Here is a 10,978-nt window from a genome sequence, read left to right on the forward strand (position 1 = left end):
GCGCCCCCGACCACCCCTTCGCACACCGCGCACACCCGCAGAGGAACACGATGACCGTCACCGCACCATCCGCCCCCGCCGCCCGGCAGGTGCTGCCCGCCGAAGAGCGGCACGCCGCCGAACTAGCCTTCCTCGCCGCCCACGACACCGGCCCCAGGCCGCCCGGCTGGGCGTTGACCCCGCGGGCCGTCGTCACCTTCATCTGCGGCAGCGACGGCACCGAACTGGCCCTTCCCAAGCGCCGCGCCGGCCTCCCGGCCAAGCTGGCCATCGCCACCAAGTTCGTCGGCGAACGCGCCCTGGTGGAGCGGTGCGTCGTCACCCTCGCCGGAGAGCGCGGACTGCTCCTCACCGGCGAGCCCGGAACCGCCAAGTCGATGCTGTCCGAACTGCTGGCCGCCGCCGTCTGCGGCACGAGCTCCCTCACCGTCCAGGGCACCGCCGGCACCACCGAGGACGCCTTCCGATACGGCTGGAACTACGCCCTCCTGCTCGCGCAGGGCCCCACCCCGCAAGCGCTGGTCGACTCACCGGTGCTGTCGGCCATGCGCACCGGGCGCGTCGTCCGCGTGGAGGAGATCACCCGCTGCCTGCCCGAGGTGCAGGACGCGCTCGTCTCGATCCTCTCGGACCGGCGCGTCAGCGTGCCCGAACTGACCGCCACCGAGGACGCGGTGGTCTGCGCGGCCCCCGGCTTCACCGTCATCGCCACCGCCAACCTGCGCGACCGCGGCGTCTCCGAGATGTCCGCCGCCCTCAAGCGGCGCTTCAACTTCGAGACCGTCGCCCCGATCGCCGACGCGGACGCGGAGGCCACGCTGATCCGCCGCCAGGCCGTCGCCGCCGTCCAGCGGGCCGGCGCCGCCTTCGGCGTGGACGACGCCGTGCTCGACGCGCTCGTCACCGTCTTCCGCGACCTGCGCTCGGGACGGTCCGCCGAGGGCTGGGACGTGGAACGCCCGGGTACGGTCATGTCCACCGCCGAGGCGGTACAGGTGGCGGCCTCGCTCGGCGTCGCCGCCGCCTACCTGCCGGACGGGGACGTGCTGGACCTGCTGCCGGGGCACCTGCTGGGCGTCGTACGCAAGGACGACCCCGCCGACCACGGAAGGCTGCTGGGGTACTGGGACGGCCCGGTCCGGCGCCGCGCCGAGGACGGCTCGGCGATGTGGCGCCGCCTCTGGGACCTGCGCGGGAGCCTGCGTTGACGCACACCGACCCGCGGGCCGCGGTCGACGCGCTCGCCGCGGCCCGCGAGCCCTACCTCATCGGGGTACGGCACCACAGCCCCGCGCTGGCCGCGGTGGTGCCGGCCCTGCTGGACGCCTCCGGCGCGGACCTCGTCTGCGTCGAGCTCCCGGCGGACTTCCAGCCGTGGCTGGAGCACCTGGCCGACCCGGAGACCGTTGCCCCGGTCGCCCTGGCGGGCACCGGCGAGGACGGCCGCCTGGCGTTCTACCCGTTCGCGGACTTCTCCCCCGAGCTGGCGGCCGTCCGCTGGGCCCGCCGCTCGGGCGCGGCCGTCCTGTGCTGCGACCTTCCCCTGTCCGACCCCGGCTGGACCCCCCGGACGGCCGTCCCGCACCCGTCCCCACCCACGGACGCCCCCGACGCCCCGCCGCGGGCCGCGGGCACCACCCCGGACACCGCCTCCGGCGCCGTCCCGGACCCGCTCGCCGGTACCACCCCCACGCGGGACGCGGCAGCCGCGCCGCACACCGCTGCGGGCGCGGTCTCCGGGACGGCGGCCCAGGGCGCCGGCACGCACCCGGGCAGGGGCACTGCCCCGACGCGGGACGCGGCCGCCGCGGGCCCGGGCGCGCAGGCGGGGGGCGACCCGCGCCGCGCGGGCGGTTTCGCCGACGCCCTCACCGCCGCCGGCACCGGCCGTGACGGCGACGACATGTGGGACCGCGCCGTCGAGGTCCTCGCACCGGGCTGCTCCCCGGAGGCCGTACGCCGGGCCGCGCTCGGCGTCGGCTGGGCGCTGCGCGAGGACGGCCCCGTGCCGGACCGGGACCTCGCCCGCGAGGCCCACATGCGCGCCGTGATCGCCGGAGCCGCCGCCGAAGGCCACCGAGTGGCCGCCGTCATCGGCTCCTTCCACGCCCCGGCCCTCCTCGACCCCGAGGCGGGCGCCGCGGCCGCCCCGGGGCGCGTCCCGTCCGCCGACGCGAAGTCCGCGTCGCGTGCGAACGCCGGCTCCGCGACCGGAACGGACGGCACCCCCGGGCTCGCGCCGCACGGCGCCTGCGGCACGGGGCCCGACGCGGGCGGGTCCGCGCCGAGCGGCAGCGTCGGCCCGGGTTCCGGCGCCGACCGGGCGCCTTCGGAGGCCAGGGAGGCCAGGGAGGCCAGGGAGGCCAGGGAGGCCGGGGAGGCCGGAGCCGGGGCCGGGGAGGCCGGGGCCGACACTTTCCACGGCGTCGCCGTGCCCCACGGGACGGGCGCCGCCGCCGACGCGGCCGCCGGATCCGAAAGCACCTCCGGCGGCGCCGCGCCGAGCCAGGCCCCCGGAACGGGCGAGCGCCCCGCACCCGGCCGCGGGCCGGTCGGCAAGGCCTCCCGACAGGGGAGCGGCGCAGGCGGGCACGAGGCCGTCACCTCCTTCGTGCCGTACTCCTTCGACCTGCTCGACTCCCGCTCCGGGTACCCCGCCGGCATCCGCGACCCGCTCTGGCAGCAGGCCGTCCTCGAGGCCGGCGGCGACCCCGAGCGGCTCCGGGAGGCAGCGTCCGCCGCCGTCACCGGGATCTGCCGGGAGCTGCGCCGGGCCGGACACACCGCCGGCACCGGCGAGGCAGCCGAGACACTGCGGCTGGCCTGCGACCTCGCCGTCCTGCGCGGGCTCCCCGCGCCCGGCCGCGGTGAGCTCCTGGAGGCCGTCGCCACCGTCCTCGGCCAGGGCGAACCCCTCGGCCGCGGCCGGGCACTGGCCCATGCCCTCGAAGCGGTGCTCGTCGGCACCGCCCGCGGGCGGACCACCCCGCACGCCCCCCGCTCCGGCCTCGGCCCCTCCGTCGAGGCCGAACTCGCCGAGCTGCGCCTGCCGTGCCCCGAGGACCCCGCGCCCCGCGAGATCCGCCTCGACCCGCTCCGCTCGGCCCTCGACGGACGCCGCGAGGTCCTCCTGCAGCGCCTCCTCGTCTGCGGCGCCTCCTACGGGGAGCCCCTCACCGTCGCCGCCACCGGCGACGGCACCGCCCTCGGCACCAAGTGGCGGCTGTCCTGGACGCCTTCCGTCCCGGCCCGGCTCGACCTCACCGGCGTGCGCGGCGTCACCGCCGCCCAGGCGGCCGCCGGCACGCTCGGCGAAACCGCCCGCCGCGCCGCCGCCGACGGCGGCCCGACCCCGGCGCAGATCCTCGCCGGGCTGGCCGCCGCCGCGCGGTGCGACCTGCCCGAACTGGTCGACGTACGCCTCCACGAGGCGGCCACCGCCCTGCCGCGGACGGCGACCCTGCCCGAACTCCTCGACGCACTCGACCTCCTGGAGGCACTGCACCGCGGCCACCTCCCCGGCACCTCCGCCGCGTCCCGAGCCGCCTGCGCCGCGCTCACCGACGACCTCATCGAAGCCGCCGTACGCTCCCTGCCCGGCCTCGCCGGCAGCGACGACCCGGCCGACGCCGCCGCCCTGGTGGCCCTCGCCGACCGGGCCGCCGCCCACCACTTGGGCCTGCGCACGGACGACGCGCTCGCCGCCCTGGCCGCCACCGCGTCCCCGCTGATGCAGGGCGCGGCCCTGGCCGTACGGGTCCTCCTCGACCTCGACCCGGCCGACGCGCTCGGCGACCGCGCCGCCGGATGGATCGACAGCGCCGGCACCGCCGACAGCCGGCGCGCCCTGACCCGCCGGCTCGCCGGACTCCTCGCTGCCGCCGGCCCGTTGCTGCAGTCCTCCCCGGCAGCCCTCACCCCGCTCCTCGACCGCGTCGACCACCTCGCCGACCAGGACTTCCTCGACCGTCTCCCGGCCCTGCGCGGCGGCTTCGACGCCCTCGCCCCGGCCGCCCGCGACCGGCTGCTGGACACGGTCACCGAGCGCCTGGGCGACCGTATCGACCTCGCTCTCGACGCCCCGCCCGCCCTGCTCGCCCTCTGGGCCGCCGCCGACGCCGCCGGCCTCGCCGCACTCAAGGCCCTCCCGCTGCCCCGGCCGCAGGAACCGGCTGCGGACCAGCACTCGGCCGGGGACCCGCACCAGGCCGGGGACCCGCACCAGGCCGGGGACCAGCACCCGGCCGGGGACCCGGCGCCGGACGCCCCCGACGCCCCGTCCGCCCCCACCCCCCGGCCGCAGGCGCACCGGCTGGCGCCCGCCGACCGCTGGCGGCTGCTGCTCGGCCGCGAACGCGACCGGCTCCCCGCCGGCGCCCGCCGCTACGCCCACGCACTGGACGAGCTGTACGGCTCCGGACACGGCGAAGGGGCCGGCGACCTCGGCACCGGCCGGGGACCGGGCCGCAGCGGGGGCCAGGAGGCATCCTTCCCCACAGCCCGGGAATGGTCGCAGGAGCTCGAAGCGCTGTTCGGCGCCGACGTACGGGAGGAGGTGCTGGCCGGTGCCGCCGAGGCGGGCCGCACCGACGTGCTCACCCAGCTCGACCCGGCGGCCGTGCGGCCCTCCGTGGAACTGCTGAGCTCCGTACTGTCCCTCGCCGGAGGACTGCCGGAGGCCCAACTCGCCCGGCTGCGGCCCCTGGTGAAGCGACTGGTCGACGAACTGTCCAAGGAGCTCGCCACCCGGATGCGCCCGGCCCTGTCCGGCCTCACCACACCGCGGCCCACCCGCCGCCCGGGCGGTGCGCTCGACCTGGCCCGCACCCTGCGCGCCAACCTCGCGCACGCCCGCCGACGGCCCGACGGCACGGTGGTCGTCGTACCGGAGCGGCCCGTCTTCAGCACCCGGGCGAGCCGCGAGGCCGACTGGCGGCTCGTCCTCGTCGTCGACGTGTCCGGCTCCATGGAGGCCTCCGTCATCTGGTCGGCCCTGACCGCGGCCGTGCTGGGCGGCGTGCCCACCCTCTCCACCCACTTCCTCGCCTTCTCCACGCAGGTCGTGGACCTCACCGACCGGGTCGACGACCCGCTCTCGCTGCTGCTGGAGGTGCGCGTCGGCGGCGGCACGCACATCGCGGCCGGCCTCGCCCACGCCCGCTCCCTGATCACCGTCCCGAGCCGCACCCTCGTCGTCGTGGTCAGCGACTTCGAGGAAGGCGGGCCGATCGGCGGCCTGCTCGGGGAGGTACGCGCACTGGCCGCCTCGGGCGCCCACCTACTGGGCTGCGCCGCGCTCGACGACACCGGCACGCCCCGGTACTCGGTCCCGGTCGCACGGCAACTCGTCGCCGCCGGCATGCCCGTGGCCGCCCTCAGCCCTCTCGCCCTCGCCCGCTGGGTGGGCGACCGCCTCCGTGGAGAGTCCCGTTGAGCACCGAACTGCCGCCCGTCGCACCCGAGGTGCTCGCCGAAGCGGTCGAAAACCTCACCGCACGGCTGCGCAAGAAGCTGGACGACGCCACCGCGGGCTGCGCGGACGCCGCCACCCGCGAGGCCGACGGAAGCGTCACCTTCCGGTTCGGCGAGGACGCCCTCGTCACCCTGCGGCCCGGTCCGGCGGGGACCGTCACCGAGGCCGGACAGGCCACCTGCACCTGCCTGTTGGCACCCCGGTGCCTGCACCGGGCCGCCGCCCTGGGCGCCGCCCCGCTCGCAGACGCGGCGCCGCCGGAGCCAGAGCCGGCCGCGCCGGCCGCGGCCGCGCAGACGACGGCAGCCGAACCGGCCGAGCCCGCCGGAGCCCCGGACGCAGAACCGGCAGACCCCGCCGGGCCCGCCCCGGCCCTCACCGCGGCCCAGCTCGGCGCCGCGGCCGCGCTCTGGCACGCCGCCGCCGAAGCTCTGACGGCCGGCGTGAACGCCGGGGGAGCCGTCGTCCAGGCCGAGCTGCTGCGCGCCGCGCACACCGCCCGCCTCGCCGGCCTGCCCCGCGCGGAAGCAGCCGCCCTCCGGGTCGTACGGGGCCTGCGCGCCGCCCGGGAACGCCGCACCGCACACCGCCTCGGCGACCTCACCGGATCCTTCCGTGAACTCCTGCACACCGCCGGGGTGCTGGCCTCCGGTACGGCCCACGCGGCCCTGACCGGTACCTCCCGGCGCGCCTACACGCCGGGCGGCAGCCTCCAGGTGCAGGGCCTGTGCCGGGAACCGGTGCTCTCGGCCACCGGCTACGGCGGGGTCGTCACCCACCTGCTGGCCCCGGACGGCACCCGCTACTCGGTCTCGGACGTCCGCCCGGGAGGCCTGGCCCGCGCCCGCGGGGCCGGGCGGGCCTCCGTCGCCCTCGGCGGCGCCACCCTCGACCACGCCGGCCTCGCCCGGGGAGGCCTGCGCATCGTCGGCGCGACGGTCTCCCCGGAGGGCCGGCTCGGCGCCGGACGCGGGGTCAAGGCGACCCCCCTGCCCGGCGCCGCATGGACCGACGGGCCCGCCGCCCCGCTGTTCGCCCGCCCCGCGGCCGAGGCCGTCGCCGCGCTGCTGGCTGCCCCGGCCGAGGCGGCCGATACGGAAACCGCCCTGATCGGCTGCGATGTCACGGTCGTCGGAGCGGCCGGCGACCACCTCCTCGTCCGCGAGTCGGGACCGCACGCACCTCTGCTGAGGCTGCTGCCCGCACACCCGCACCCGGAGCTGCCGCACACCGAGAACCTGCGGCGCATCGCCTCGTACCCCGGACTGCGGCTGCGCGTCCTGGGCCGTCCCGACCTCGACCGCGCCGCCACCCTGCGCCCGGTGGCCGTCGGCCCGGTGCCCGGCGCGCAGTACACGCTGCGGCTGCCCGAGGAATGGCTGGGCCGGGCCGATCTCGGATACGACCGCCTCCAGGGCGAACACTTCCCGCCGTCGGACGCCGCCGCCGCGGCGGCCGGCGAAGCCGGCCCCCTACCGGCCGCCGACGTCCCGGACCCGCTGGCCGACGCGCCGCTGTGGCGGGTGCGCCGCCTCCTCGAGACCGGTGTCGCCGGCGGCCGGCGCGCGGTCGCCGAGGCGGCCCGCGGCGAGGCGGCCCCGGCCGCGTACGGTCCGCTGCGCCGGGCCGGGCTCACCGCCGCGGCGGACCTGGCCGCCGCCCTCGCGGCCGAGGCCGACCGGCGCCCGCGCGACGCCTTCGGCCGGCTCGCCGACCCCTCGCCCGACGGCTACGCCTGGGCCTGGCTGGCCGCGGCCACCCACCTGGCGGCTGCGGAACGCTCCCTGGTCGCCGCGTCATGGACGGCTACACCGAACGGAGCCACGCCCGCAGCACCGTGAAGTCCCCGGCGGTCAGGCCGGCGCCCGGATCGACGCGGTGCAACAGGGCCGGGCCCGGGTGGTGACGGGCCACCCAGGCCCGGTCGGGGCCGGTGATCTCGTCGTCGATCCACACGAAGGGCCGTCCGGCCGCGTGGGCGAGGAGGGCGGGGGTCTTCCAGTGGACGCCACCGCGCCCGTCGGCGTCGGAGGGCTCCGGCCAGGCCACCACGGGCAGCTCCGGCAGCCCGAGCCTCGGCGCGACGCACTCGTTCGCCTCCGCCATCCAGGTCGTGGCCCACCACAGTTCGCACGGCAGCCCCGCCAACAGAGGCCCGAGCGCCGCGTCGATGCGGGTGAGCAGGGGATGGGGGCCGCCGTCCCCGGGCGGGTACGGGCCCGCCCCGAAGGGGATGAGCGGGCCGTCGACGTCGAGGTAGAGGAGAGGAAGGGCCGCCCAGCTGGTCATGACCTCACGGTAGCCCCGCCCGGTGGGCCGCCGCGGCGGGTGTACTACCGTCACAGCGGTGGCGGACGACGTGGGCGTGGTGGAGCGGCTGTGGCGGTACCCGATCAAGTCGACCGGCGGTGAACCGCTGCGGAGCGCGGAGGTCGACCTGCGGGGCCTGGTGGGCGACCGGCTGTACGCGGTCCGGGACGGAGCCGGGAAGTTCGGCTCGGGCAAGAACACCCGGCGCTTCCGACGCATGGACGGACTGCTGCACCTGCGTTCCCGCTACGCGCGGGGTGCGGGGGAGCCGGGCCCGCCGGCACTGCCCGGCCTCCCGGAACTGTCCGGACCGCCGGAGCTCGTCGACCCCCGCGGACGCGTGGTGGCCGACCCCACGGCCTTCCTGCGCACCTACCTCCGCCGCGACGACGTCGAACTGGCCCGCGAGGGCCAGGTGTCGCACTTCGACCAGCTGCCGGTCAGTGTCCTCACCACTGCCACCCTCGACTGGATCCGCCGGGAGGTGCCGGACGTGCCCGTCGACGAGCGCCGCTTCCGGCCGAACCTCCTGGTGCGCACACCCCCCGGTACCCCGCCCTTCGTCGAGGACGAGTGGATCGGCCGCAGGGCGATCCTGGGCGACACCCTGTGCCTCCACTTCCAGCGCTCCAGCGAACGCTGCGTGATGACCAATCAGGCCCAGCCGGACCTCCCGCACTCACCGCTCGTCCTGAGGGCGATCGCCGCCGCCCACGACAACCGCCTCGACGTGCTCGCCACGGTCCTCAGGCCGGGAACGGTCCGGGTGGGCGACCCGCTCGTCCTCGGCTGAGCCGCGTGGCCCGGGCCGGCACCGGATGGAACTGCGGCCCCCGTGACGGCCTCTTGATGGCCGAGGGGGGATGGTCATGACGAGGACAGCGGTGTCCGTAACAGGGCGGGTGGTGGTGGCGGGGCTCCTGTGCGCCGTCCTCGCGGGGTGCGGGACCACCCGGGCGGGGCAGGCCGCCCCGCAGGCCGGGGTCCCCACGCTCGCGCCGGCCGACTGCGGTGCGGACCTCACGACGGAGGAGGACCCGGGCGGTTACGCGGGCCCGCCGACGGACGAGGAGACGGGCGGCTCTGCGGGCCCGCCCACCGACGAGGAAACCGGCGGCTACGCCGGCCCGCCCACCGACGAGGAGACCGGCGCCTACGCCGGCCCGCCCACCGATCAGGAGAGCGGGCCCCCCGCCGGGCCCCCGACCGACGGCGGCACGGCCGACGGCGGCGGCCCCTGCGGCCCGGCCGACTGGTTCGACATGACCCGCGACTTCAGGGCCTACCACCGGGGGCACCGCACCGGCCAGGACGACAAGGTGTCGGTCACGGAGACCCGCGTCCGCAAGGTCCGGTCGGTCGGTGAAGCGCGGATCACCTTCTCCACCTGGCAGGTCGGCAAGGGCGCCGCGGAGGACGCCCGCCGCATCGCCGAGGTGTTCACCGCATGGCGCCACGAGGTGTACGGCGACCACGGCACCCTGACCCTCCGCACGGCCGAGTACGAGGTCATCACCCAGCAGTGGTGACACCGGGCCACCGCTCGTCCCAGAGCGCGCAGTGGTGTTCGGCCCGCCCGTCCACCGTACGGATCCCGCCCGCGCCCGGAGCCAGCGACAGCACCCGCGCCGACGCCCCCAGCCGCGGCCACCGCGGGGCACCGGGCGCGGACGGAACACCGGTCCGCGCGAACCCGGTCCAGTAGCCGGTCATCCGGTCCGCGAGCCCCTGCTGCACCCCGCTCAGCGGGGTGATCGTGAACAGGTAGGGCAGTTCGAAGCCGTGGGCCGCGCCGAGCGGCAGCTCCGGCACCGGCGGCAGCCCCGTGAAGTCGGGCGCGTCACGGTCACTGAACCGGTAGCCGTACATCGGCACGTGCCGCCGCAGCGCCGCCCCGTCCCGCAGCGTCGGGCAGATGAACGACGCGTCGGTCAGCAGTGTCGCCCAGGCGATCGCCGGGGTCGGGTACGCCGACACCGGATGGGCGGCCTCCACGGCCCGGGCCGTCTCCACACCGAACGACCGCTCGATCCGGGCCCGGTAGGCGTTCTCGTCGCCGATCGGGTACTCCGACAGCGTCTGGGACAGGAAGAGGCGGATCTCGTCCTGGGTGGTGCCCTGCACCACCGGCACCCGGTGGAACCGTCCGGCCCGCAGCGCCCGCCGCGGCTCCATCGGCAGGGCGCTGTCCCCGTAGGAGACCAGGGAGAAGCGCCGCATCAGGTCGGAGGTCGCGAGGGTACGGGCGTCCAGCGCGCGCAGGCAGTCCAGCGCGCCCGAGGGCCGACCGCAGCCGAGGCGGGCGGCCGCGAGGGCTCCCTCCTCGGCCGTGCGCCGCGCGGGCACGAAGGGCTCGTATTTGCCGAGGCCCGGCAGCAGAGCCGACGGCGGCGTCGTGGTCGAGCACGAGCCGCTCTGGACGATCGCCTTGTGGAACAGGCCGGCGGAGGCGGGCGAGGTGAGGTGCGCGCAGACGCTCAGGGCACCCGCCGACTCGCCGCTCCGCGTTCCTCCGCACCCAGCGCAACGCCGCCCGCTGGTCCGCGAGGGCGAACCCGGGAGCCCCGCCGAGCTCCGGATGGCCGAACAGGCCGAAGACGCCCAGCCGGTAGTTGACCGTCACGACCACCGCATCGCCCTGTACGGCGGGCCGGTGCGGCCGGTAGACGTCGCCGGAGCCGCTGAAGAAGCCGCCGCCGTGGAACCAGACCATGACCGGTCGCGGCCCGGCACCGGGCGCCGCCGCCGTCGGGACGGTCACGTTGAGGTACAGGCAGTCCTCCGAGCCGACCGGCTCGCCGCCCCCGAGCACGGGCAGCTGCACACAGCGCGAACCGGGCGCCCCGGCGTCCCGTACGCCCGCCCACCGGCGCGCCGGCTCCGGCAGCCGCCAGCGCCGCGGACCGGTCGGGGGAGCCGCGAAGGGGATGCCCTCGAACGTGCTGTACGCCCCGTGCGTCCGGCCGCGCACCGGACCGCGGTCGGTGTCCACGACAGGCCCCTCCGGACCGGCCGCCGCGCCCACCAGCAGGAGGACGGTGGGCAGCAGCAGCAGCGCGCACCGGCGCCGGATGCCTCGCATGTCGGGCACGGCCTTCGCCTTTCCCTGGGGAGTGGAGGGGGAAAAGACCCCCCCCCCCGGGGGGGGGTGGAGAACCCCCCCGGGGCGCGGCGGGGGCCCCCCGGGGGCCCCCC

Annotated in this window: 6 protein-coding genes and 1 pseudogene; 5 read left to right on the forward strand and 2 right to left on the reverse strand. The window is 77.6% G+C overall.

All coding sequences use genetic code 11. From position 1 onward, the window contains the following. Nucleotides 1-50 precede the first annotated feature (50 nt). The 3 genes from AB0F82_RS35510 to AB0F82_RS35520 are packed head-to-tail and all read left to right on the forward strand — an operon-like array spanning nucleotide 51 to nucleotide 7,314. Nucleotides 51-1,208 carry an ATP-binding protein gene (locus AB0F82_RS35510; RefSeq protein WP_356814315.1) on the forward strand — a complete coding sequence of 386 codons (1,158 nt, stop codon included), beginning with the start codon at nucleotides 51-53 and terminating at the stop codon, nucleotides 1,206-1,208. After that, a complete protein-coding gene (locus AB0F82_RS35515; RefSeq protein WP_362635195.1) occupies nucleotides 1,205-5,434 on the forward strand; it encodes a vWA domain-containing protein in 4,230 nt (1,409 codons plus the stop codon). The genes AB0F82_RS35510 and AB0F82_RS35515 overlap by 4 nt, the downstream gene beginning before the upstream one ends. Then, on the forward strand, nucleotides 5,431-7,314 hold the full coding sequence (locus AB0F82_RS35520) for a hypothetical protein (protein ID WP_362635198.1): 1,884 nt from the start codon (nucleotides 5,431-5,433) through the stop codon (nucleotides 7,312-7,314). Before AB0F82_RS35515 ends, AB0F82_RS35520 begins: the two co-directional genes overlap by 4 nt. Here the strand turns inward: AB0F82_RS35520 and AB0F82_RS35525 are convergent. Next, nucleotides 7,280-7,762, reverse strand: a complete 483-nt coding sequence (locus AB0F82_RS35525; protein ID WP_362635201.1) for an HAD domain-containing protein — start codon at nucleotides 7,760-7,762, stop codon at nucleotides 7,280-7,282. The genes AB0F82_RS35520 and AB0F82_RS35525 overlap by 35 nt on opposite strands. Nucleotides 7,763-7,820: 58 nt before the next feature. Between AB0F82_RS35525 and AB0F82_RS35530 the strand changes: the two genes are divergently transcribed. Next, the gene (locus AB0F82_RS35530; RefSeq protein ID WP_362635204.1) at nucleotides 7,821-8,576 is read left to right on the forward strand and encodes an MOSC domain-containing protein; all 756 of its coding nucleotides are present in this window, start codon (nucleotides 7,821-7,823) and stop codon (nucleotides 8,574-8,576) included. A 76-nt stretch (nucleotides 8,577-8,652) separates the two neighbouring features. Beyond that, complete coding sequence (locus AB0F82_RS35535; protein WP_362635207.1) at nucleotides 8,653-9,312, forward strand: hypothetical protein; 660 nt, start codon at nucleotides 8,653-8,655, stop codon at nucleotides 9,310-9,312. On the opposite strand, the pseudogene AB0F82_RS35540 reads toward AB0F82_RS35535, so the two are convergent. Beyond that, a pseudogene (locus tag AB0F82_RS35540) lies at nucleotides 9,296-10,865 on the reverse strand (carboxylesterase/lipase family protein). The gene AB0F82_RS35535 and the pseudogene AB0F82_RS35540 overlap by 17 nt on opposite strands. Nucleotides 10,866-10,978 lie beyond the last annotated feature (113 nt).

Origin of the sequence: Streptomyces virginiae (genome assembly GCF_040638905.1) — a bacterium.
Classification (GTDB): domain Bacteria; phylum Actinomycetota; class Actinomycetes; order Streptomycetales; family Streptomycetaceae; genus Streptomyces; species Streptomyces virginiae_B.

What these genes read in the sequence shown, in the direction of transcription:
- AB0F82_RS35510 (WP_356814315.1), top strand. Translation starts at nt 51, where the DNA reads ATGACCGTCACCGCACCATCCGCCCCCGCCGCCCGGCAGGTGCTGCCC.
- AB0F82_RS35525 (WP_362635201.1), bottom strand. Translation starts at nt 7,762, where the DNA reads ATGACCAGCTGGGCGGCCCTTCCTCTCCTCTACCTCGACGTCGACGGC.
- AB0F82_RS35535 (WP_362635207.1), top strand. Translation starts at nt 8,653, where the DNA reads ATGACGAGGACAGCGGTGTCCGTAACAGGGCGGGTGGTGGTGGCGGGG.